The organism is Methanosarcina vacuolata Z-761 (assembly GCF_000969905.1).
Taxonomy (GTDB): domain Archaea; phylum Halobacteriota; class Methanosarcinia; order Methanosarcinales; family Methanosarcinaceae; genus Methanosarcina; species Methanosarcina vacuolata.
The window spans coordinates 4,434,673-4,459,651 of sequence record NZ_CP009520.1; the positions used below are offsets into that span (position 1 = coordinate 4,434,673).

Here is a 24,979-nt window from a genome sequence, read left to right on the forward strand (position 1 = left end):
CGTCTCTCTAATCCAGGCTTTTGTTTCACAGGGGTAATTATTGTTAATCAGGAGGATCTATCAACAGCTTCGGCTTTTAACTGCTGGTATCCTCTCTGCTCTATAGTTATAAGGTTGCATTCTGGAGATTCGAGCACAATGCCTGCTTCATACTTTGTACATTCTCCTATAACGACTAAGTTACATATATTTTGTACTTTTTTGATCTTTTGTGGATCAATTGTAATAAGAAGTTCGAAATCTCCACCCGTGTAAAGGGCAAATTCCCTTAGCTTGTCCGGATTTGAAGCAAATTTCCGGACTTCCACGAGGATAGGAAGGGCATTTTCCCGGACCCTGAAGCCCACACGGCTCTGCCTGGAAAAGTCGTAAAGGGACATTGCAAGGCCGTCACTCGTATCCATCATAGACGTGACTGCTCCGGACTCAGCCAGCATCCTTGCTTCTTTCGTGCGCGGGACAGGCTCAAAAAGTGCATTCAGGACAGTTTCGCTCACAGGCTTGCGAGACTGAAGGGCCTCCAGAGCTGCTCCTGCTGACCCTGTATAACCTGTGACACAGACAAGGTCACCTGGTCTTGCTCCACGCCGAAGAAGGAGCTGGTCTTTTTTCACTCTGCCAAGTGCCGTCCCTGTAATTGTCAGTTCTGCGTGAGTATCAAGATCGCCTCCTATAATCGTAGTTCCGCAGAATTCGGCACATGCCTGCATACCTTTTGCAAGGGCTTCAACAAAAGCAATTTCGGTATCTGCAGGCATCCCAATTGCCATAACAAGCCCTATGGGCTCTGCACCCATGGCTGCAATGTCACTGAGGTTTACGGCTGCTGACATCCAGCCCATCTGCCAGGGCGTCATCTCTTCCGGAAAATCAGTAGTCCTATGCAGCATATCGGTGGTAACAACCAGGCAGTCTTCGCCTTTCAGGTCAAGGACGGCGCAGTCATCCGAACCTGCGCCTATAAGGATTCCTTCCTGTCCTTTCTCCCTGCCGTCAGGTGCTTTGAAAATCTCAGATAAAATGGAGATTAGAGCGCGCTCTCCAACTGAAGATACTTTTGTGTTTTTCATGGTTTTTTTGAAAAAGATGATTTTTGTTTTCCTTTCTAGATAAATGCACTCTGTGAACCAAAAATACTGAGTTTCTCTCCTTTATTTAATTTGTGTAACACATAAAGTAATACAAAAATTTTAATAGTTCTCACCGAACCATTTTCGGTACTGAGAAAGACGTTTTCTCAAAAAGTCTATTTTTTTCCACGAGCATTGAATAAATAAATTTTCTCAAATAAATTTCTTAAGGGCTTCACATTTGCCTTTTATCTCTAGGGATGTATAAGACTTTTGTAAACTTCAAATTCATTTGAACTTAAAACATGTTTTTCTGTAGGACTCTAAAAGAGAATAGTTTACACTTTATTCACAATGCAGACAAAAAAGAAAAGTACAAAAAGAAAAAAACGAATTAATATCCATAAACTGTCAGAGCGGGTCAGAAAACATTATGCTGGATTCTGCAAGATTATGGCACATCAGATCAGGCCAGATCAGAAAACATTAGATGCTGGATTCTGCAAGATTATGTCACATAAGATCAGAAAACATTAGGTGCTGGATTCTGCAAGATTATGTCACATAAGATCAGAAAACATTAGGTGCTGGATTCTGCAAGATTATGTCATACAGAATCAGAGATCACTTCGTCTCCGCTTTCTCTTGTTCTTATTGATTCCATCAGATTATGTCATACAGAATCAGAGATCACTTCGTCGCCACTTTCTCTTGTTCTTATTGATTCCATCAGATTATGTCATACAGAATCAGAGATCATTTCATCTCCGCTTTCTCTTGTTCTTATTCTCACATTTTCCAGAAAACTTTTTGCGATTTTTCCCAGTTCATATAGTTCATCCCTTTCCAGAACCCGCAGCTCTCTTAAATTTTCCTGCAAGCTATGTTCCGGAATACCCTGCTGCAATACATAGGTAAGTTCTCTATTTTTCATATGTTTCGAGATCCAGGCAGCTATACGGGCTATTTCTTCCCTGCTTCCGATAAAATCTCTAATTAATGTTGTCCGAAGTTCCAGTTCTAAGCCGCAGGAATCTGCAATCTCAAGCGTTTTTATTACAGATGCAGTTATCGGTTCTGGAGTCTCTTTCACAGCTTCTGATTTTTTGAAGCCCGTAACTTTCCCATAAAGTTCGGGATCGTCCGGGGGAGCTTTTATATCTATAAAAAATTTATCAACTAGCTTTCTTTTAACCAGTTCATTTGCCATTTCAGGGTAGCAGCCGTTTGTATGAATTCCAATTGCAAGCTCCATTTCTCTCGCAAATTCAGCAAGAGGAATAACTGCTTCCTGCATCAGAGGTTCTCCTCCTGAAAATACAACTGCACTTACAAAGGGTTTCGATTCTTTAATCTGCTTTTCCACGAATTCCAATTCTACAGGGTTAAACCCCTGGAGGTAGGGATGGTTCTGGCAGTAGGGGCAGCGAAGCGGGCATCCCCGAAAAAAGATAGTAACTGCCGCCCTCCCTTTCCAGTCCACGGTAGAGAGCGGGACAGTACCTGCGTAGTTTACTTTCATGACCTACGTTCTCACGCTTTTATGTATAAAAAAGGATTAAAGGAACCCTTATCTGAGTTCCCTTGTGCTGTATCGTTTTCTGTCCAGAAGTTCCTGGCGCTTGCCTTTGTTCCAGCCTTCAACCGATTGAAGGTATCCTGTGATCCTTGAGAGATGCTGCACATTTTCAGATTTACACTTCGGGCATCTGTCCAGCAGCCCATCGGCTACGTATCCTTCGTCAGTGCATACGGTCATGTCCTTGGTAAAAGCAAAGTAACCTGTCTGGGTGTTCTTTGCTATATGCATAGCAAGCTCCTGAAGGCCGTCAGGGTCCGGCTGTCCTTCTCCAAGCCAGACATGCATGATATTTCCGCCGTCCACAATCGGGAAGAAAGTATGTTCGTACTTTATTCTTTCAGGTAGAGATATATCTGCACCAACGGTAACATGAGTTCCATTAGTATAGTAGATTGGCAGGTCATGCGTCTGATTCAACTCACTCTTTGCGGCTTCCAAATTCCCTTTAATTGTGAACTCGGCCTTGTCGGCATATTCCTTATGCAAGAGGTCCGAGACTGCGAAACGCTGAGCTGTCGTTTCCGCAGGCGTTCTTGCAAGAGCAATCTCCATGCCGGTTTCTTTTGAAAGCTTTTGAGCGTGCATTTTCATTTCAAACATGGCCCTGATAGCAAGCTTATAAGCAGCAGGAGACTCATGGATCTGGAAACCTGTATGGTACTGAACCATTTCATTGATCCCTACCACTCCGATAGTATAAACCAGGCTTTCGAAGTCCACAGCTATGGCCCCTTTTTCCTCTGTATTAGGATCTTTGGGATGCTGGGCTGCAAAGGGAATCCTGTTTTTCTTAATCAGACCATTCATCCATCTGCGCTTGATCTTGAAAACTTCCACTCCCTTATTCATCAGGGTCTTGAGCTCATTGAACAGTTTTTCATCATTATGTTCAGCCCTGTATGCGGCCCTTGGGCAGTTTAAAGACAGGACCATCCATGAGCCCATTGAAAAGTGTTTTCCATTCCTGAAATGAAGTTTGTCATCGAACTCTTTATCATCAGTAGGGTTTGCAGAAAACTGATACGCACAACATTGATAACATGAAATTCCTTCTCCTGCGCCCCTGTACTCCGGAAGCTGATTATCAAAGTAAGGAGTCCCGAATTTAGCAGCCAGCTCGAAGGTCATCCTGTATAACTCTTTGTAAGTCGGAAGCTCAGGGTGAGCTATGTTGAATTCTTTGTTTTCTTCCATAAAGTCAGGTTCAATGGAAATTTCGGGCTTTGGGAAGCTGAAAGGTTTGCCCCAGGCATCCCCTTCGAGCATAACATCCATAAGAGCCTTGAACCCGAGGCGGACTTCCTTTTCGAATTCCCCATAGGTTCTGAGAGGGGCCTGCTTGCCGTCCCAGACCTTACCCTTAGCAACAATCGGAATGTTTCTCCAGAGCTTTGGGACACCAGGGGAAAGCTGCACGGATGAAAAGACAGTCTGTCCGCCTCTTGCACACATCATCTGCATCATTTCATAGACGAACATTTGCATAAGCTGTCTTATCTCGGTTTCGGACTTGCCTTCCAGATATGGAGCCATGAAAGTTAGGAAATTGTAAAAACCCTGCCCACCTGCAAAATTGGTCTGAGCCGAACCCATAGCTTTTACCGCATGAAGGAAAGCTACCTCGGCATTCTTTGCAGGTTTTGCCACGCTTGATTGAGTTCCCACTCCGTCAGGCATGAGTCCATAATAAAAAAAGTAACGGAGATCCCAGTCCTGGCAAAATGGTCTTGTGCCCATATATTCAAGGTCATGGATATGGAAATCCCCATTGAGGTGAAGGTCGGAAAGCTCTTTTGGCATTAGAAGGAGATTTTGCTCCTTGGACATTTTGTCAGCTTTTCTTTTATGTGAGGTTTCGGCGTTGTTCAGCTGGTTTGCATTATCATTTGCCTCAAAACCGTAACCAGTATCGATTTCGTAGGCATCATAGACCGAAGCTCCGACCCTGGTCATAATGTTTCTCCACTCAACATGCCCCCTGTCAAGTAGAATATTGTTTACTATTTCCCGGATAAGAGGACCTGAGAGAAACTTGAGATTCATCTTTTTAATGATCTTTTCTGCGTCCTTTGCAATCTCAATGGCTTCTTCTTTTGTGATTGAGGGTTTGTTATAGAAAATTTCGCTTAATTTTGTTTCTTTCAGAAGCTGATTTACAATAATGTTCCTGTCCCAGTTAAGAATGAAACCATCTGTTGTCCTTACCCTGGGGAGAGGAGAGACGGACAGCCCATCAAGGGTTTTTTGCACTGGCTGGTTGTCAGATAACTGGTCATTTTTGGGGAGAGGAGAGACGGATAATTCTTCAAGCATCGTTTGGGCTGATTGGTTGTCAGATACCTGGTAATCTGGTAAGAGAATCTCGCTTGTCATTTTCTCATCTTCAGTGATTGTCTTAATAATAGAATTTTATAAAATTTGAAGAAATATTCAATTTATTTTTAATTTCAGATCTCTGTTATCACAGGATTTTCTTCATCACAGGATTTCCTGGATTTTTTCAGGGTTTACTTCTCCTCCACTGAAGAGTTCCTCGTGCGTAAGGAAAGTATCATTGATCTGTAAAACAGGCGCTGTCACTGTGAAGACCCCATTGAAACGCAGTTCCGTTAGAGCTTCGGGAGTAGACATATCTGCTACCTCAAAAGCAACTGAATGTGCCTCCAGGAAATTTTTTAATTTATTGCATTTCGGACAGCGTTCCGTTGTATATATGATTATTTTTGCCATGCTTTACGTCCCTCTGATTTTACTCTAATTCTTAATCTGATTTTTAGTTAACGTTTCTTGTGTGGGACCCGTTTCTTTATCACATTTTATGTTTATTTTCATTGTCTGCGGGGTGAGCGCGCAGACACAGAACATGTTGCAGCATAAAACAAAGCCCCACGTGGGTTACCATTCCTCAGCTAACCCTTATAATCCCTACAAATGTATATTTTCAAATATCAGTCATCAATATCGGAAAAGGGCGCAGCTTCTATAAAGTGACCCCCATGATATCATTTTTTCATTCTACTGAGTGAAAATGACCTTTATTTTCAAGTAAATATTCTAAACGCCCTATCCTTAATAATGGTTTTTAACCTCAGGTCTGGATACAGTGAAACCTTCATCTGGATACAATAACACCTTTGTTTTGTATACAAAGACGTTCGATTTGTTACCAGATTTGATAACAAATTTAAGGACCCCTGTTTTTGAAAAACAGCCTTCTTCAAGGAGATGATTTCAAGCACAGAAGACGTCAAGGGAATATCCGCAGCCGATTTGCCTGGTACAGTACGGCTAACATGTATAAGGAATTATTCCTCCAAACATTGAAATTTATAATAAAGAGTCGTGCCCGATATAATTCTGTTAAGTACAGAAAAGGACGCGTCTTGTAGCAAAAACTATTATTATAAATAATGAAAACAAGTTAGCTATCTCTCATTCTTACTAACTTTTTAAAAAATAAAAATGTTAGGTTGAGGTTAAATTTTTATTTTTTTCTTTTGAGATGTGCTGTTACTTTTTCATAGACTTCCACTAAAATCTTTATTCCACTTGCTAATTCAACTAAAAGTTTTGCAAATTCCATAGCACTAGCTAAACTGATCATGCTTCTCCTTACGTTAATGACTTTGAAAGTTTTTGACGATACAATTTTTAAAAAAAATGTGAATAGCATCAGCTAAGTCTATGTTATTAATGCGGTATCGACAGCTTTTTATGCCTCAAAGCGATCATATTAGCTTGAAGTAAATAATGATGTTATCCACATCGTTCTATTGGAGCTTTATAGATTTTACCGGAATCCATAAAGCTCAATTTTGCTTATTTATCTCTCATCCTCCTTTTTCTATGTCTCTAAATGATTTTTAATTCTTAATCTTATTTTTAGTTACCTTTTCTTGCGCGATTTTTTCAGATAAGCATTCTAACTGCCCTATCCTTAATAATGGTTTTTGACCTCAGGTCTGGATACAATAACATTCTTGTTTGGTACACAAAGACCAATAAATCCACATGCGTCTTCGGTTAAGTGAGGAATCATGATAAATTGTACCGATTTCCTCAACAGTTCGCAAATAGTTTAATAAGTTACAAGCTGGAACAGGCATCAATTTCACGTAAATAGGCCAAAATTTAAGGACGGCTCCTAATGCAAAATCAATAGCTTTCAGGCAAGAAAATTCCTTAACCGATGACTAATGAAGTGGGTTTCTCTAATGCTGAGAGATATTTTTCAAACAGACCTTCCGCAGATGTCTTGAAAAAAAGAACATTTTTCTGGCTATCGTTTTTGTGCATTTGTTCAATAATTTGCAATTATTATCTCAACTGAAACTTCCAGAAACAGAGGTTAGAATCTTTCAATGAAGTTTGAATAAGCAGGGTAATTTTCAGAAAAAACGATAGTAAGAAAAATTGTGAAAATTGAATGGACATCTGCAGAAAGTCAGTTCAAAATACATGTATGGCTAATTATACAAGATATTGTTCCTAAATGTTCCTAAAAACTCAAAAAATATACCAAATCATCACTCTCATTTTCACGGTACTCTTATGAAATATTTTTTAATGATTAGTAGAGCTGAGAATCTATATCCGAGCATTTCTTTTATATCCACTTTGTCTTTTTATTCCTCTTAGAAAATCTTTAATTTTCCTGAAAAGGTTGGAAATTACAAAAAAACGTTATATCATGGGCCAGTTATATTTACCAAGTACAAAAGAGGTGCCACTTCATAGAGAAATTACTATCTTCCGGCTGCAAGCCTCTTGACGAACTTCTGGAAGGAGGTTTCGAAAAAGGGATTGTGACTCAAATCTTCGGAGCTGCAGGAACCGGGAAAACAAATATCTGCATCCAGCTTTCAGTGGAATGCGTAAAACAAGGGCAGAGAGTCATCTTCATAGATACCGAAGGGCTTTCTCCTGTTCGATTCAAGCAGATTGCAGGGGAAAATGCAAAAGAAATAGCTAGAAGTATCATTATCTATGAACCCCTGAATTTTGAAGAACAATATGCAGCCGTAAGGGAAGTGGAGAGAATAGCAAGTGAGAATATAGGTCTCGTGATACTCGATTCTGCAACCTCGTACTACAGGTTCGAGCTTGAAGACGATGAGACAGGCATGAAAAGCCGCAGAGAACTTGCTAGCCAAATAGGATTTTTACATGCTCTTGCCCGCAAACACGGTTTTGTTGCAGTCATAACCAACCAGGTATATTCCGATATTATCTCAGGAGGGGTGCGCCCGCTTGGCGGTAGTTCCCTAGAACATATTTCAAAGGCGATTATTCAGCTTGAAAAAACCGGCAAAGGGACCAGGCGCGCTATTCTGTACAAACATCGGTCCTGCCCTGAAGGTTCGAGTGCAGAATTTAGAATTACAGCCGAAGGGATTCGCTAAGTCGAAGAAATTAGATAAACTGAAGAAATTAAAGAAGTTGAAGAAATTAAATAAGCTGAAGAGATTAGATAAGCTGAAAAAATCCGCTAAACTGAAGAAATTCAATAAACCGAAGAGATTCAACAAACTGAAGAGATTCAACAAACCGAAGAGATTCAACAAACCGAAGAGATTCAACAAACTAAAGAGATTCGATAAACCGAATTAAGAAATCGGAAAAAAGCTCTTAGAATAACCATTTAATACTCATTCTGGACAGAAAAACTTAAAACTCCCGGTACTTCCGGGGGTTTGTAGAATTCCTTTTTACAGGAATCTCTTACCAGAATTTTAACGTTCTCTGGTTCCAGATATAAATTCTTCAGTCCGCCTGTAAGCTTCATCGTCAGTGTACTGAATCGCCGGATGTTTCATAAAGTAGGAAGCCGGGGAATACAACACGCCTCCTATCCCGCGGTCAAGAGCCAGTTTGCAGCATCGGATGGCATCGATGACCACACCTCCGGAATTAGGAGAGTCTTCGACGGAAAGCCGGAGTTCAAGGTTCATAGGCACATCGCCAAAAAGCTTGCCTTCCATTCTCAGGAAGCAAATCTTATTGTCCTTTTGCCAGGCTACGTAATCGCTAGGTCCGATGTGGATATTGTCGTCATCAAGCTTCCTGGAAAGGACGGATTGAACAGCTTCGGTCTTTGATTCCCTTTTGGAAGCAAGCCTGTTCCTGTTGAGCATATTAAGAAAGTCCGTGTTTCCCCCAGTATTGAGCTGATATGTTCTCTCGAGTTTTACGCCTCGTTTTTCAAAAAGGTCTGCAAGAATCCTGTGCGTGATAGTAGCCCCAAGCTGAGCTTTGACATCATCGCCAATGATTGGAATATTCTTTTCCTCAAATCTTTTTGCCCATTCTGGATTGCTTGCGATGAAAACAGGCATATTATTTATGAAAGCCACACCTGCTTCAAGGGCACACTCGGCATAAAAACGGACTGCTTCTTCAGAACCTACGGGAAGGTAATTGAGAAGCATATCGGCACCCGAGTTTTTAATTTCATTCACGATATCGGCTTTTGTGGATTCCTGTTCCTTGCTGACAACAAAAGTTTGACTTTCCTTATAGTTCTTCATATGGTCAGAGACCCCGTCGAGAACCCTGCCCATTTTAACCTTCACACCTGTGGATGGAACATCAGGACAAAAAACCGCTGTGCAGTTCGGGGGAGCAAAGATGGCCTCAGATACGTCTTTTCCCACTTTTCTGGCATCAATGTCAAAGGCAGCAACAACTTTAATATCGCCAGGTTTATAGCCTCCAATTTCCCTGTGCATCAGTCCAATTGGCTCTTTATCGTCGAGTTTATAGTACTCAATGCCCTGTATCAAAGAGCTTGCACAGTTCCCGATTCCTGCAATTGCTATTTTTATTTTTGTCATAAGCGCTTACTCTCCGATGAATACCCAGATTCTCATAAACCGCATTAATGAAATGAATATCTCGTATGATTTTTGAATCTATAGATTCAAGGATTTACGGATTCAAGGTCCATGAAGTTTAATAATTAATATTTCTGAAAATTAAGACTTCTTGTATTTTAGCTATGGATTTTAAGTCTTGTCTTATTTGCTCTGTTACTCTATAAATCTATTATTTGTAAGTTTGCTTCTATGAAAAAAGAGATTGCTTTATTTATATCTCACGTGTTGCTTATTCCCCAAACAAAGTTTTTATTATGAATGCTGGTTGCCAGAAGCATGATCTGCCGCATTTTTTCCGGTTATTCTAAGGTTTAAGAATTATCTTTAATATAATTAATTTTAACTTTCTTCAATTACTCAGATAATGAAAGGAAAGAGTAACGATATGAGAGTCACGAGACATGTCAGTTGAATAGGTTTTTATCTTATGGGGAGCTTGAAAGAAAAGCGGAAATTTTTCCGGCAGAATCTGACGTTTACATCGGAAAGTGATCAAATGAGGACAATTGACTGGAAGGAAGAGTCCAACTCTGTGGTGCTGGTAGACCAGACCCTTCTCCCTAAAGAGTACAGGATAATAGAATGTAAAACACTGAGTTCTCTCTGTGAAGCTATCAAATCTCTCAGGGTAAGAGGTGCGCCTGCTCTCGGTGCAGCAGGAGGTTTTGGGATTGCCCTTGCAGCTTTCCTGAGTGGGGCTAGAGATTTTGAAACAATAATAAGAGACCTTAATGTCGCGGGAAAAACTCTTAAGTCAACACGCCCTACGGCAGTAAACCTTAGCTGGGGTGTCGATAGAGTTCTGAAAGCGGTTTCAGATGCCTTTGATGTTCAGGGAGTCCGGGAAATTGCCCTCCAGGAAGCCATGGATATTGCGGAAGAAGATGTAACCACTAACAAGTTAATAGGTGAATCCGGGGCAAAACTCCTGAAGGACGGAGACACCGTACTTACACACTGCAATGCAGGCAGGCTAGCCTGCGTTGACTGGGGCACAGCTCTTGGGGTTGTGCGCTCGGCTATTGCTGAAGGCAAAGAGATAAAGGTTATTGCCTGTGAGACCAGGCCGCTGAACCAGGGAAGCAGAATCACTGCATGGGAGCTGATGCAGGATAAAATTCCAGTAACACTTATTTCGGATTCTATGGCTGGATGGGTAATGCAGCAGGGGCTTGTAGACAGCGTGCTTGTAGGAGCTGACAGGATCACTCAGGATGTCGTTTTCAATAAAATAGGTACTTATTCCCTCTCCATTCTTGCAAAAGAGCATGAAATTCCTTTCTACGTAGCAGCCCCAGCCTCTACTTTCGATTTCAATGGCTGGGAAGGCAGTGTAAAGATAGAAATGCGAGATCCTGATGAGTTGCGCTTTTTCGGATCGGAACAACTTGCCCCAAAAGATGTAGAAGTTTACAACCCTGCTTTTGACGCAACTCCTATGGAAAACATAACTGCGGTAATTACTGAGAAAGGAGTGTTTTACCCGCCCTTCCTCCTGGACGAAGTACTTGTTTGAGAAACACTTGTTTGAGAAACACTTGTTTGAGAAACACTTGTTTGAGAAACACTTGTTTGAGAAACACTTGTTTGAGAAACACTTGTTTGAGAAACACTTGTTTGAGAAGGACCTGCTTCAAGAGCGTGAATTATCTCCACCTTTTCAGAATCCAATTATTAGACATTTCTCTGCTGGATTTATATATCAGAACTGTAAATTATGTGATAATTACCAAATTTAAGAGGAAATTTAACAGTTATTTAATAGTTGATTAACAGTTATTTAATAGCTGATTAAAATATTTAATAACTGATTAACAGTTATTTAATAGTTGATTAACAGTTATTTAATAGTTAATTAATGGTTATTTAATAGTCAATTAACAGTTATGTTAAATTTCTGATTTTCGACTGTTAATTTCAAGATAATCTTAATTATTATCCAGAAAACCTATTGTAGGCAAATATAGGTAACGAAATTATATCCCAATCAATGCGTTCATACAGGTGTTAACACATGGCTAAAAAATCAGGTTCCGGGCTCCAGTCTTCTGCAGGGCTCATGCGCTATTATGAAGCAGATAAAAATGCAGTTCAAGTCCAGCCCAAGGTAGTGCTTATTATCGGTGCCATTACTGGCATTGCAGTATTATTCTTAAGTGCTGTAAATGGTTTCTGGCCGTAACCGCAATTTTTTTTGGCAGGGTTTCCTTGAGCAGGCAGAATTCAGGAAAAAAAGAAAGTAAACGCAAGGCTTCTTCAGGGACAAGAATCTCCAAGCCCACAATTTTTCTTCTGGGTTTTCTTCTTATACTTATGGGTTTTTTTGGAGTCCTGTATAATCCTTCTAACTCTACAGGTGATGAGGCGCCCTGGAAGGTTTCGGAAGCAGGGATTCTATCTTTCCCAGATAGAGAAAAGCCAGTATTCACAGCTCAGGAAATCGAAGATGTATACGCTCCTGAAAGCTCGGATACTTTAAAACTGCTGTCTTTTGAAAGCAAAGGGGAAAAAATCCAGGCTCTCTTAAGAATTCCTGCAAATTCATCTTCTTCTCTTGGCCTTGTTCTGTTGCCCGGAGCAGGGATTAGCAAAGAAGCCGAACAGGGTCTAGCTGTGGAACTCTCTAAAATGGGATATGCAACTCTCACGCTTGACCAGCGCAATCTGGGCGGCATAAATATAGAAAAAGATCTTGAACTTTTCAAAGCCGGCCTTGAGCCCGTAGAATATAACATGATTTATGACGCTCTTAAAGCCTCAGATGTACTTGCAGCTCAACCTGAAATTAACCCGGAAAAGCTTGCAATCCTTGGAGAAAGTAACGGTGGAAGATTTGCAGTCCTTGCCTGCGCTCTTAATCCTTCCCTTAAAGGAGTTATCGGTATCAGCACTGCGGGGTACGGCACTGAAGAAATTGATTCTTCCCTTGCAAGTGATTCTGAAGCTTATCAGTTCTATCGTTCAATTGATCCGGATACCTATCTCTCTACCCTGCCGCCTGCAAAATTAGTGCTGATTCATTCTTCTAATGACCCGGTAATCTCCCACGATCTGGCGCTCCGGACCTTTGATCTTGCAAAAGAGCCAAAAGCGATGTATAATGTTACTGAGGCAACGCACGGATATACGGCCTCAATGCGCCCTTATCTTGAAAAAGAACTTGCCCTTCTTTTGAACTAAATAACAAGGGCTTAATACCCAGTTGAATTTATTGAAACAAGAGTATCTTGCATATGAAAAGTATTTTGGGTATGAAAACTTCTCAGCCGCTCTCAAGCCTGCGGGAAATTCATGGAATCGGTGAACGGGTAGCCGATAGGCTGATTGAGCATTTCGGAACTGAAGAGGCGGCTCTTCAGGCTATTTGCGAGGGTGATATAGCTTCGCTTTCTGAAGTCAACGGGATCAGCCGCAATTTTGCCCTTTCCCTTGCCCGGTATGCCAAGTCCAGGGCTGAAGGCTGCTCAATTTCCGATTTTCTCAGGACAAAAGAAGCCCTGAGTCTTTATTCTCACCTGCTTGAGCTGATAAAAAGTTTTGCCCATACAACGCATGCCAGGGATAAGCTAAACCTTTTTTACCCATTACCTGCTTCGCGCATGGATCTTATCCAGGAGAGACAGGCTTTCGTAAGAGAGTATCTTGAACTGGGAAATGCATTCCCCGAGAATTCCGAATTTCTTAAATTGCTTACTAGAGTCAGTGAACTTAGGCCTGTTCCCGGGAACCTGAGAGTCAGGGACCGGATAATTCTTTGCGGAGATTCAAAGACCCTTGAAGCAGCCAGAGAAAAGTTCCAGGGCTTCTTGCCTGTACAGGCTGTAGAAAACCTATCGGAATTCGTGGATCTTGCAAGAGGTTATTCCAGCGTAATTGTTTTTGATGATACTTATCTTGGTTTTGATCTACCTGAAGACATTGAACCCGAATATTTCCATGACCTTTCCAGAGCTGAACTCTGGCAGGTCTTGCCTGAAAAAGAACTGGCGTTTTTTGCACGGAATCTTGACTGTATCCACGCCTGCCTGAGTATCGTATCAGCTCTCCGCTCAGAAAACTTTGAGCTCTTTGAGGAGTTTTCAAAAGAGAAGCTTGATACACTCGATACCGCACTCTCAAAGCTCGGTGAGGATGGTAAACCTGTTGAAGGTTTTGACCCTGAACTTGACAGGCTCGGAGCAGCCCTGCAAAACCTGGACCCCACATTGACTTTGGCCCTGAATGAGGCTAACCAGCGCATGAACCATGCCCTTGAGGCAAGCTCGCTTACTCTAAGCGGGCAGGAACTTGTCAGGCTTGTGAGCGGGGGAATGGAGGTTAAAGACCTTCTTACAAAGGAACTTAATAGAATCTATAAAACTGAAACTGAAACCGTCAAAGAAGAGCTTGCTGAAAAGTTAGGGCTTCAAAAGCAAGAAAAACTAATGCTTGATTCACTTTTTCCTGATGAAATTTCCTACCCTCTATATGCAGAACAGTCCCAGTTGCAGCTTCTCAGGCAAAAGTTGAACAATAGCCTTGAGAAAACAAGGCTTGCCAGGAAAAGGGAACTTGCAAAAACGCTTTCAGGTTTTCACCAGCCTGTAGAAAAACTTGTCAGGAAAGTTCTGGATTTTGACCTTGGCTTTTCAATTTCCTGTTTTTCAACAAAATTCCATCTTAATCTGCCCGAGCTGATTCCCGAAATCGGAATAGGTTTTACAGACGGAGAAAACCTCTTTTTAAAAGCTCGTTATGGAAAGATCGATCCTATCAGTTATTCCATCGGAAAAACCGGATTTTCCCCGGCAGGCCTGGAAAACAGGGTTGTGCTCTTGAGTGGAGTAAACTCAGGCGGTAAGACTTCCCTGCTCGAGCTCCTTGCCCAATGCGTAATTCTTGGGTACATGGGCTTTCCGGTTCCTGCAAAAAAACTTGAACTCGGGCCTGTAGAGGAATTCTACTATTTTGGAAAATCAAAAGGAACTCTCGATGCAGGAGCTTTCGAGACTACCCTCAAGCAATTCTCGGTGCTCTCCGAAGCCTCAGAAAAACTGGTGCTTGCGGACGAACTGGAATCGATCACTGAGCCTGGAGCTTCTGCACGAATTATAGCAGGAATTCTTGAATATCTGTCCAGAAATGAACAGAGTCTTGGAGTTTTTGTCTCTCATCTTTCGGAACTTATCCTTGAAAATACCGGAACGGAAGTAAGAGTAGATGGGATTGAGGCAGATGGACTGGACTCCAACCTTGAGCTAATCGTAAACCGGAATCCTGTATACAACCGTATTGCTCGAAGCACTCCCGAGCTGATTGTGGAACGGCTGTTCAGAAAGACCACTGGAAAAGAGCAGGAGTTTTACTCACATTTAAAGGATAAATTTAAAACTGGCTCAAAAGTAAACCTTTAGAGAAATTTCAGTGAATTTCCTAAATATATTAATAGAAAATTTACCTGGAAACTTCCAATCTTTTCTTGTAATCTTCCAGTACTTTTTCCTTCTGACGTAGGATCTCTTTTTTGTTTTTGTCAATAATTGGCTTCAAGAGATAATATTATAAATCTTTAGTTCTATATACTAATAAATAGTAGTGAGTTGGAGGAGATTCCTTAGATCCCTGAAATCCAGCCGATACAAAAGTTTATATATGTTTTGGTGTCAATGCATGTCCGACAACTTAATAAGGAGATTGCGCTTCCCTTATGTAAGGAATTCAAAACTCTAATCGGCTAACAAGGTTGATGTTGTCAAGGAAAAAGTTCTCTAAGGCTAACTATATGCTAAGTTGTTTGAGTGAACCCGGGGGATATCTTCTTTTCAACCCAGTAAAACCGGGTGACAATCAAGTAATGAAATTGAACATGAGATCTACAGAGATCCTATCTTCAGATCTTTTATTATTTTTAAAGACGAGTCTGAATAAATGCAAAACCCAGGTCACGCGTGATAGCAATGGAGCGGAACTTCCCCATTCAGTGTGCAGATTTTGATAGGCTGATGATGGATAACGTTGAAGGAACTCGGGTAGAAGTTTCCGGTATGCCTGACCTAAGCGATCCATGTTTATATACGGACCGCGAGTACAGCTGGCTTCAGTTCAATGACAGAGTACTCGAAGAGGCTTTTGATGATCGCAATCCTCTGCTTGAAAGAGTCAAGTTTCTTTCGATCTTTGGAAGTAATCTTGATGAATTTTTCATGGTCAGGGTTTCAGGCGTCGAGAAAAGAATAGTGGAAGCTATGAAAGAGGATCAGACAGATGAAACAGCGCAGGAACAGCTCCGCGTCATCCGGGAAGAGCTTCTCAGGCAGCTTCCTCTCAATGACAGTTGCTGGAATGAAATGCTTGAGCCTGCTCTCAGGAAAGAAGGAATTGAAGTCCTTAATTACTTTGAACTTTCTAAGAAGGAAAGAGAAAAGTTGAGAGATTATTTCGAGAGAAATATTTTCCCTTTACTTACTCCTCTCGGTTTTGATTCAGGACATCCTTTCCCTCATATTTCCAACCTCAGCCTTAACCTTGCAGTATTAATTGATGATCCGGATTACGGGGAACGTTTTGCCAGGGTCAAGATCCCTCCGATGTTTATGCGACTAATCGTTGTTCCTGAAGGAGAACAGGAGAAAATAACTTTCAGTCTGGAAGATCTGAAAAAAGGGCGTTTTGTCTGGCTTGAACAGCTTATCGCTGCAAACCTTGACCTCCTGTTTCCCGGACAGCGCATCCTTGGAGCTTATCCGTTCAGAATCACACGCGATGCAGACCTTGGGTTTGATGAGGATGGAGACAAAGATCTTTTGACCGCTGTAAAACAGAGAGTCGGAAGGAACTACTTTGGGTCGGTTGTCAGACTTGAGACCGACTATACAATGCCAATAAAAGTCTCGGATATTCTTCTTAAGAACCTGGAACTTTCTCCTTCCCTTATGTTCAGGTCTGCAGCTCCGCTAGGACTTTCAAATCTTATTAAACTTGCACAGATCAACCGTCCTGACCTTAAGTATGAACCTTTCGAGCCAAAAAAACATTCCCAGCTAGCAAACAGGGAGAAAATTTTTACAACTCTGAAAAAACGAGATGTTCTTCTCTATCATCCATATGACAGTTTCGAATCTGTAATTGATTTCGTGGAAGAGGCTGCCGACGATCCTGATGTTCTGGCAATCAAAATGACCCTTTACAGGGTGGATGATAATTCCAGAATAATTCAGGCCCTTATGAAAGCTGCAGACCGGAGAAAGCAGGTAGCAGTTCTTGTGGAGCTTAAAGCTCGTTTCGATGAGGAGAACAATATAGGCTGGGCAAAAGAACTTGAGCGCAAAGGGGTTCATGTAGCTTACGGCTTCCCGGGACGTAAGACTCATGCCAAGATGTGCCTGGTAGTCAGAGCCGAAAAAGAAGGTATCAGGTATTATGTGCACATGAGTACAGGTAATTATAACGCAGCCACAGGAAAGCTGTATACCGATATGGGCTACTTCACAAGTGATCCATGCATAGGTAAAGATGTCTCTGACCTTTTTAATGCCCTTACCGGATATTCACGAAAGGATCATTATATCAAACTCCTTGTAGCTCCCCAGACTCTAAGACATCAGATTTTGGAGCGCATCAGGCGTGAAATTGATCTTCACGAAAAATGTGGGAACGGGCACCTTATCTTCAAGATGAATTCCCTTGTGGACTACCAGTGCATCCGGGAACTTTACAGGGCTTCTCAGGCCGGAGTGAAGGTAGACCTTATTATCCGGGGAATTTGCTGCCTCAGGCCAGGTATTATTGGACTCAGTGAAAATATCAGGGTTACCTCAATAGTTGGCCGTTTTCTCGAACATTCCAGGATATATTATTTCAGGAACGGAGGAAAAGAAGAGATCCTTATGGGAAGTGCAGATCTTATGCCTCGCAACCTGGACAACAGGGTAGAAACTCTCTTTCCGGTATCTGCCGAATATATTCCTGTCTTGAGAGATGTGATCCTTGGCATTCACCTCAAAGATAATGTAAAAGCTCGCCTTCTGCTTCCTAATGGCAAGACTGAGAGAATCTACCCGCAGCCTGAAGAAGAAGAACTGGACTCTCAGTTGTGGATGCTTGAGAATAGCAGAAGCTGGGATTTAAGCTTTAAGAAAGACTGAGAAAAGAATTTCTTCTTTTCTTTTTTCCTTACTTTTTTCACCTGTTTTATCCTGAAATAATTTCGCTTTGAAACTGTTTTACTTATATTCATCTTAAGGATGTGCCAGTTGTGTTTACTGACATATAGGCAAAAAGTGATAACATGAAACAAAAAATTTGACGAATGGGCATAAAAAGCTGTTATAAAGGCATCATACTTATATATTATTCCTTCAGAGTCCCGACAACAGGATATTTCTTTAATATTTCAGCCCCGTGTGGTGTCCTGTCCAATTCTTCAGTTATATCTTTTCCTGCAGGGCATCCTTCATGATTGTCATCTTTCCAAAGATAACTATCAGAAGAGACATCATAGACCTGACCTTGATAAGCGACATATATCGTTTCATTTGTACCGTCGTACTTTGCGAGTTCTTCAACGGTATATTCTTTTATTCCTGGCTCTGTCACATTTTGTGTTTCAGTTGTGTCCTCTCCATTTGGATTATCTGCATCAGCTTGAGTTACAGCCTTTTCTGGAGTTACCAGTTCATTTCCCACGCATCCTGTTGCGAGGAACATGCAACACAAAACTAGCAATATAATTAGTTTTTTTCTCATTATTTTACCCATCCAATATCTGGTACTGTATTTGTTCCTGATCTCAATTTGTTCCTGATCTCAATTTGTTCCGGATCTCAATTTGTTCCTGATTTCAATTTGTTCCGGATCTCAATTTGTTCCGGATCTCAATTTGTTCCGGATCTCAATTCATGTAGTTGATATCTAAATAGTTGTTAAGTTGTCAATCTATTGTTTTAGTTAGCTTATTGACTTGTAAGTCTAGAGTGTTAATCGTCTGAAAAAGAGATAAACATACTTACCGAATAGAGGTAATAAAAGCAGTTTGATTAAGCTTTATAATTCAGTTAATCTTGAAATAAAGCTTAATTATGGATTTTTAAATTCAAGAAAAATTTTTATGTAGAGTTATACTATGTGTTTCGTTTTTACATTGATGAATCATGGTTATCGAAGGAAAAATAATATATGCGCTTAAAAAGACGGAGATTAGGCTGTAAAACAATAGTTACCAAAGAGTAATTGATTTTGTTAGTTTACTTTATAAGTTTATCGGACATCCTGGTTTTAGAAAAAATAAGACTATTTGCTTGAAAAATAAAAACCGTATGCTAGGCATCTTTGATAAAATTTAGATATTAACCGTTAAATATTATATATTTTATATATAATATAATAATATTGGTCGCTTTAATATGAGAACTATTAATCAAAATATTTATATTTCTATCTTCCTACATCTTTTTTGATGATTTTATGACGACCTCATATAATGAAAACACAGACCAGGAAGTTAATTTGACTCCTCCAGAACAAGAATATATTGTTGAACTTTTGAAAGATGATTTTGTTTGTACCCAAAGTGCTTCATCTTCAATATCAACTGAGGAAGATGTAGAACTGCTAGAATTCACCGAAGCATCTGAAAACATCTTTGAAATATCCTTAACAGGAATCTCCATAGTGAAAGGACAAACAAGATATAATAAAGCATACGTAGGCTCAAAAGCACTTTATCTTGACATATCTTTGAGTTGGGGAAGTGCGAGAAATATCCTGAGCCTTACTATATATTCTCCTACAGGCGTCTCTTATGGGGCTTATAAACCACAATCAGGCTCAAATTCAATAGTCTTACGTGTAAGACCAAAAACAGGGACATATCTACAAGGAGGATACTGGAAACTCAACGTGTTCGGAGCATCAATCAGTGGAACTGAGTACTATACGCTTAAAGCTGCCTATCATACCTAAGCTTCAAAATGTAGTAATTCTTTTTTTATTATTTATCTTTTTAATAGCAACAGCTGAGGCTACGGAATATACTGTAGAACCCATTTCAAGTGATCAATTTGGGGTTCCAATTAATGGAGAAAAGGTTGTAGAAGTTCAAGTTATCGAAATACCCTACTGGCAGTTTCTTTTGTGGCTGGTCACAGTGAACATCTTAGCGGCAGTTGACTTACTATATTCTAAAAGAATAATTTTCTCAATAGCGGGATATAAAATTGTAAACTCTAAAAACGTACTTGACAATCCCAGCCGTCTTAACATCTACACCTATATTAAAACCAATCCTGGAGCATATATTAGTGAGATTGTAGGAAATGTCGGTTTAGACAGGGAAAGTATAAAATATCACATAAAAGCCCTTGAAGCTCAGAACAAAATCGAAGCCTATAGAGAGGGTGGGAAGACAAGATTCTTCGAAAATAATTTTACTTATAATGAGAAAGAGATAAGAGTTATTTCTGTCCTTCAGAACGTAATGAATCAAAGAATTATTGCAGAAATATTAACTTGTAATTGTAATACAAATATTGCTCTTGCACGTGAACTTGGAGTTTCTAGGGCTACAATCAGCTGGTATATAAAAAATCTCAGAGAAATTGGCCTTATAACAGAAACAAAAGAAGGAAGAAATACGATTTACAGAATAAATCATGTATATGAACTCGTTGTTGAAAAACATATTAAGCAGTTACAGAGCTCTTACAATAACTAGTGTCGAGTCAACCGCAAAACGTCGTATAAAACCGATTATTTACTTTTTTTCTAGAACATTTTCCAATATATGTTACTGACCGCCCTTTCTTTTTTGGTTCTATTTCGGATATTTACGGGCATATTGTACTTAATTCCTCTTTTTCGGTTATTTTTCTGGCTCTTCGTTGTTTTGTGTGGATATCCTCATAATATTCTCATAAAAACCAATACGGTCTTGAGTTGAAAATCATCTTATCCATACGGAATAGCGGAGGGCCATTTTCTGGCATTACCGATTCTGATCTCTCAGGAGGGTTCAAGATTTGACTCAATTACAAAATTAGTCTTCTGTTTACGGGTTTCAACAATTCACCTTCACTAAACAAAATAAAATCCGGTAAAAAATTATTAGATTTTTTTCTTTATCACAAAGTATTCCACAAGAATCAAGAACAGGGGCAGAGAAATTGCCAGAACTATTTTGGCTTTCCCCATAGGATTTTCGGTTTTGCCATCCGTTTCTGCGCTTCCGTTGAAGGCGCTCGTGTTTGTTTCACCATTCCAGCTTCTTAACACTTCCTCTTCTGCTAGTCCATTGACTTCCGATATCTTTTCCGTATCTGTGGAATAACTGGTTATTGCAAAGCAGGAGAAACCAGGTGTTTTCGATTTAAAATAAACGTAATCCGTATCTTCTTTTACTTTTTCGGTATCTAGACGCTCCCAGCCTTCGTTATACCATTGAAGAATTATCTGGGACTGACTAATGTTATTCTCTTCAAGCCATGACTTTTCAACTTTGAACTCTATAAACCCATTTTCAAAATAATTGGCGACTCCTGCTCCATAATTTCCTACCCAGATATTCACATATTTATATATCTTACCAGAAGGGGCTCCTGAGACAAAAGTAGATTTATCTTTGAGCATTTCTACAGTTGTAATTGTCTTCTTTAATGTCTTTAGTGGGTCAAATTCGATATATGTAATGCATGTGGCACCTTCCAGAAAATCGAACTTGATATGATAGCCACTTTGAACGTTCCCGGTGGCAAGCTCCTTTGCCTCTACATTGCTTACTGGTTCTTTAGAAAGACTGACGCCTCCTGAACCGCCGCTGGAAGATCCTGAACTCTTACTTCCGGAGCCGCTGCTGGAGGAACCTGAACTTTCACTTCCTCCGTCATCGCTTGAAACTGTTTCTTTATATACGGTTGCGGTTTTTGTGAACTCATTATTGGTTTCATTGCTTTCAGATACAACGCTTCCTGAATCTGCGGTTGCTTTCACTTCGATTTGCCCTTCGTTTCCGGGAGTCCAGAAAAAAGTGCCTGTTCCGGCCTCACCTGCTGCAAGAGCTAGTATCGTTGTAACTCCGGTATAACTTTCATTGTTTCCCTTGATGTCATACTTAATTTCACTGCTTTCAGCAGCTGCAGAACCATTATTCTTCACTGTTACCGTAAAGGTTATATTCTCCCCAGGATGCGGTTCTTCAGGACTCAGAGAAATCGATTCTATTTTCAGGTCTGGAAGCTCACGTTTTACGCTTATGGTTTTTGACATTTCATTGTTGTCTTCATTACTTTCACTAATGATATTCCCAGAATCTGCGACCGCTGTTACACTCATGTTCTCTTCATTGCCAGGAGTCAGCGAAAATCCTGTAATTGTACTTTCTCCCGCTGAAAGTTCAGGGATAGAGAGTTCTCCTGAAGTTCCGTTACTACTGTATTTTGCAGTACTATTACTGGCAGTTGCCTCTCCCACATTCTTTATTTTCAAAGTAAAGTTCAGAAGTTTTCCGGTTTCAGGTTGTGTTGATGATTCTGGATACAGGTCTTCAATTATCAGATCCGGAAGTGAGTCCTGTACTATATCCACAGAAATTTCTTTCTCACTATTCTCTACGTTTTCTAAAGAAACCTTTATTGTTACAGTTCCTTCATTGTCAGGAGTTGTCCAGGTGTGGGAAATTAATATTTCTGATCCAGCCTCTATTGCCGGGACTTCTTCTTTTTCTTCGGTTTCATCAATGATATATATTATATTCGTTGGCTCTGAGGTTTTATTTCCTGTGTTTTTAACTAATGAATTAATAACAACCGTACTGTCGGGTTTTGGATAATCAGGATCAGTGGAGAGTTTTTCCAATATAAGATTGGAGGTTAATGTACTATTTGTTGAATTTCCGTTGTCTGCAAATTGTCCATCTGCAGCAGATACTATACAGGGCATTAATCCAGGAATTATTACTAGTGCTAATAATACAGAAATTAAAGAATTTAAAAAATGAGATTTCATTTTAACTGGCCTCCTCCCTTATCAGTGTCACGAATTAGTTGCAAATTTGAAGTCAAATTTTTGCGTAGGATGGGAAAATTGACCTTCAGATATGGAATTGCTACATTATAACTTCTTGATATCTATGATTTATAGCATGAAAGTTCTTTCAAGTACTTTCATTTCTTTGTGCCTATTATTCGAAGAATTTTATGTGTGTTAGCATGAAAATACTGCCATCTGCGAGTACTTTCATTGGTTGTGCATGTTATTCAAAGAGTATCATGCTCGTTTAGTTAAACTGACACACTGCCCAAAAAACAAAATGATAAAACTAAAAACTAAATTTTTGCAGCCTTAATGTGTCTATAAACTTAAATGGCATCTAGTTTATATTAATACAGGGGTTCCTGCCCGCTAGTTCGACACGAAATATAAAAATCATTATAAATTTGTACATATACGCGTTTTTTCAATAATAACTGGCTTAATTTTTCCTTAATCAAAATACAAAAAAGCCTGAAAAAGAGCTCTCTTAATATTTTTTATATATTATGTATATAAATAATCAATTGTTACATTATATAGAAAGGACGTGTACAGAAATAATAACGATTACAAATTTTCGGCACACTGCCAAATACTCTAAAATAGAATAAAAATATGAACTAATAATGCGAAGCTTATTTTGAGTTTCTCGATTCCTTCGAGAAAAACGAAAAACAGGGCTTTCAGGTGGTAATAATGGAACCCGAGAAAATCTCCGAAGGCAGAGTTGTTGCGTTTATCGATATAGGCACTAACTCTATCCGGCTTCTCCTGGTCCGGATCAATCCCAATGGGTCTTACCTGCCCCTGACTAAGCAGAAGGAAACAGTCAGGCTCGGGGACGGAGAATTCATAGACAGGATTCTGCAGCCAAAGGCAATGGAACGCGCAGTTGTTGTCTGTAAAAAATTCATGGAACTTGCCAGGGCCTACAGGGCAGAAGAGGTCATAGCTGTGGCTACCTCGGCAACGCGAGATGCGAGTAATAAGGTTCAGCTTCTCGAAATGTTAAAACAGGAGGCAAACCTGGAAGTCTGTACGATTTCCGGAACTGAGGAAGCTCGCCTCATTTACCTCGGGGTTTCAAGCGGGCTTCGGCTCGGGAACTCAAAAGCCCTGTTCATAGATATCGGAGGCGGGAGCACTGAAGTATCAGTAGGGGACCAGACCCAGTGTTATTATCTTTATTCCTTTAACCTTGGAGCGGTCAGGCTGACAAATATATTTCTACCGGACGAAACAGGGCCTGTTTCCGAGGAACAGTATGAGCAGATTAAATCCTACATTCGGCACAAAATTGCAGATATAATAAAAGATCTTTCCGAGTACGATATCAGCTGTTCAATTGGAAGCTCGGGAACAATTGAAAACCTTGCCAGGATCTCTTTTGTCTACCTGCGCAAAACAACCAGTGAAAGCTTTGAGAAACTGGAGTATGAAGACCTGAAGAAAATAGTCAGGGCAATGTGCGCCATACCCCTGGAAGAGCGGCGCAAATTCCCGGGAATCAATGCACAAAGAGCAGATATTATTATCGCAGGGGCTGCAATTATTGAGACTTTTATGGAAGAGATGGGGCTTTCAGAAATCAGGATAAGTAAACGCGGGCTTCGAGAGGGGCTGCTTGTAGACTATATCTCAAAGAGTGAATTCTCCTACATGATTACGCAGATGTCTGTAAGAAAACGCAGTATCATGCAGCTTGGGCTTACCTGCAATTTCGATGAAGAACATGCTCATATCGTTACCAGACTTGCCCTTGAACTCTTTGACAGTATTCAGGCACTTGGGATTTATAAGTTCAGAGAAGGGGAAAGGGAACTTCTTGAATATGGTTCCATCCTGCATGACATAGGGACATTTCTATCATATGATACTCATCAGGCCCATGCCTATCATCTGATAAGAGAGAGCAGTCTTCCAGGTTTCCAGCCTGAAGAAATCGAAATAATAGCTAATCTTGCCTATTTCCACAGGAAAAATACGCCTAAAAAGAAACATCCCAATCTTGTCGGGCTTAATAAAGACATAGTAAAAAGTATAAAAGTTCTCAGTGCTCTGCTCCGCATCGCTGAAGGGCTGGACCGTTCTCACAATGGAGTTGTTTCTCACGTCCGGTTTTACATAGCTTCTACCGACAGCCTGGTCCTGGAAATTCATGCCCAGCGGGAGTGCCAGCTCGAAATCTGGGAGGTAGAGAAGCAGAAAAAATATTTTGAGAAAATATTCGGATACAATCTTCAGTCTAAAGTCCTTATAAAGCAGGATGCTGGAGTTCCCTTTGTCCTTGAAGGAGACGCTGAGCTTGAGGAACTTCCAGAGGTCGAAATGTCCTCAAAAAGTTAAGTTAACAATTCTGTATTAGTACAGGTTACTGCATTACGGTTACTGCATTAGTACAGATTTTTCACTTACGTTAATACAGATTTTTCACAACGTTAGTACAGATT

16 protein-coding genes are annotated in these 24,979 nt (G+C 40.4%); 9 read left to right on the forward strand and 7 right to left on the reverse strand.

Features of this window, described 5'->3' with window-relative positions; genetic code table 11:
- Nucleotides 1-47: 47 nt before the first annotated feature.
- From thiL to MSVAZ_RS18390, 4 genes are all read right to left on the reverse strand, one after another.
- Nucleotides 48-1,070: a thiamine-phosphate kinase gene (gene thiL / locus MSVAZ_RS18370; protein WP_048123371.1), complete on the reverse strand. Its 1,023-nt coding sequence runs from the start codon at nucleotides 1,068-1,070 to the stop codon at nucleotides 48-50.
- Between the two features lie 739 nt (nucleotides 1,071-1,809).
- Entirely contained in the window at nucleotides 1,810-2,592 is a 783-nt protein-coding gene (locus MSVAZ_RS18380) for an anaerobic ribonucleoside-triphosphate reductase activating protein (RefSeq protein ID WP_048123376.1), read from the reverse strand.
- A gap of 48 nt (nucleotides 2,593-2,640) precedes the next feature.
- The gene (nrdD, locus tag MSVAZ_RS18385; RefSeq protein WP_048123378.1) at nucleotides 2,641-5,025 is read right to left on the reverse strand and encodes an anaerobic ribonucleoside-triphosphate reductase; all 2,385 of its coding nucleotides are present in this window, start codon (nucleotides 5,023-5,025) and stop codon (nucleotides 2,641-2,643) included.
- A gap of 105 nt (nucleotides 5,026-5,130) precedes the next feature.
- On the reverse strand, nucleotides 5,131-5,382 hold the full coding sequence (locus MSVAZ_RS18390; RefSeq protein ID WP_048123380.1) for a glutaredoxin family protein: 252 nt from the start codon (nucleotides 5,380-5,382) through the stop codon (nucleotides 5,131-5,133).
- Nucleotides 5,383-7,355: 1,973 nt separating this feature from the next.
- Here MSVAZ_RS18390 and radB point away from each other — a divergent pair.
- Nucleotides 7,356-8,054, forward strand: a complete 699-nt coding sequence (radB, locus tag MSVAZ_RS18395; protein WP_048123382.1) for a DNA repair and recombination protein RadB — start codon at nucleotides 7,356-7,358, stop codon at nucleotides 8,052-8,054.
- A gap of 330 nt (nucleotides 8,055-8,384) precedes the next feature.
- On the opposite strand, the gene MSVAZ_RS18405 is transcribed toward radB, so the two are convergent.
- On the reverse strand, nucleotides 8,385-9,485 hold the full coding sequence (locus tag MSVAZ_RS18405; RefSeq protein ID WP_048123386.1) for an inositol-3-phosphate synthase: 1,101 nt from the start codon (nucleotides 9,483-9,485) through the stop codon (nucleotides 8,385-8,387).
- 538 nt (nucleotides 9,486-10,023) lie between these two features.
- On the opposite strand from MSVAZ_RS18405, the gene MSVAZ_RS18410 reads away from it, so the two are divergent.
- The 5 genes from MSVAZ_RS18410 to ppk1 all read left to right on the forward strand — a co-directional run bounded on the left by MSVAZ_RS18410 (nucleotide 10,024) and on the right by ppk1 (nucleotide 17,650).
- On the forward strand, nucleotides 10,024-11,043 hold the full coding sequence (locus MSVAZ_RS18410; protein ID WP_048124342.1) for an S-methyl-5-thioribose-1-phosphate isomerase: 1,020 nt from the start codon (nucleotides 10,024-10,026) through the stop codon (nucleotides 11,041-11,043).
- Between the two features lie 498 nt (nucleotides 11,044-11,541).
- The gene (locus MSVAZ_RS18420; protein WP_048123390.1) at nucleotides 11,542-11,709 is read left to right on the forward strand and encodes a preprotein translocase subunit Sec61beta; all 168 of its coding nucleotides are present in this window, start codon (nucleotides 11,542-11,544) and stop codon (nucleotides 11,707-11,709) included.
- A 26-nt stretch (nucleotides 11,710-11,735) separates the two neighbouring features.
- Nucleotides 11,736-12,707: an alpha/beta hydrolase gene (locus MSVAZ_RS18425; protein WP_232316153.1), complete on the forward strand. Its 972-nt coding sequence runs from the start codon at nucleotides 11,736-11,738 to the stop codon at nucleotides 12,705-12,707.
- A 71-nt stretch (nucleotides 12,708-12,778) separates the two neighbouring features.
- Nucleotides 12,779-14,920, forward strand: a complete 2,142-nt coding sequence (locus tag MSVAZ_RS18430; protein ID WP_048124346.1) for an endonuclease MutS2 — start codon at nucleotides 12,779-12,781, stop codon at nucleotides 14,918-14,920.
- Nucleotides 14,921-15,463: 543 nt separating this feature from the next.
- Nucleotides 15,464-17,650: a polyphosphate kinase 1 gene (gene ppk1, locus MSVAZ_RS18435; protein ID WP_084626197.1), complete on the forward strand. Its 2,187-nt coding sequence runs from the start codon at nucleotides 15,464-15,466 to the stop codon at nucleotides 17,648-17,650.
- A gap of 205 nt (nucleotides 17,651-17,855) precedes the next feature.
- On the opposite strand, the gene MSVAZ_RS18440 is transcribed toward ppk1, so the two are convergent.
- Entirely contained in the window at nucleotides 17,856-18,212 is a 357-nt protein-coding gene (locus tag MSVAZ_RS18440) for a cytochrome b5 domain-containing protein (protein ID WP_232316154.1), read from the reverse strand.
- Nucleotides 18,213-18,968: 756 nt separating this feature from the next.
- Here MSVAZ_RS18440 and MSVAZ_RS18445 point away from each other — a divergent pair.
- Both MSVAZ_RS18445 and MSVAZ_RS18450 read left to right on the forward strand, forming a co-directional pair.
- Nucleotides 18,969-19,466 carry a hypothetical protein gene (locus MSVAZ_RS18445; protein ID WP_048123392.1) on the forward strand — a complete coding sequence of 166 codons (498 nt, stop codon included), beginning with the start codon at nucleotides 18,969-18,971 and terminating at the stop codon, nucleotides 19,464-19,466.
- Nucleotides 19,423-20,217 (forward strand): winged helix-turn-helix transcriptional regulator, encoded by a 795-nt coding sequence (locus tag MSVAZ_RS18450; RefSeq protein WP_231592316.1) that lies wholly within the window; start codon nucleotides 19,423-19,425, stop codon nucleotides 20,215-20,217. Before MSVAZ_RS18445 ends, MSVAZ_RS18450 begins: the two co-directional genes overlap by 44 nt.
- A 389-nt stretch (nucleotides 20,218-20,606) precedes the next feature.
- On the opposite strand, the gene MSVAZ_RS18455 is transcribed toward MSVAZ_RS18450, so the two are convergent.
- Nucleotides 20,607-22,436, reverse strand: coding sequence for a PGF-pre-PGF domain-containing protein (locus MSVAZ_RS18455; protein ID WP_052725609.1), 1,830 nt, complete (start codon nucleotides 22,434-22,436; stop codon nucleotides 20,607-20,609).
- A gap of 789 nt (nucleotides 22,437-23,225) precedes the next feature.
- Between MSVAZ_RS18455 and MSVAZ_RS18460 the strand changes: the two genes are divergently transcribed.
- The gene (locus tag MSVAZ_RS18460) at nucleotides 23,226-24,875 is read left to right on the forward strand and encodes a Ppx/GppA phosphatase family protein (RefSeq protein WP_048123394.1); all 1,650 of its coding nucleotides are present in this window, start codon (nucleotides 23,226-23,228) and stop codon (nucleotides 24,873-24,875) included.
- Nucleotides 24,876-24,979: the final 104 nt, after the last annotated feature.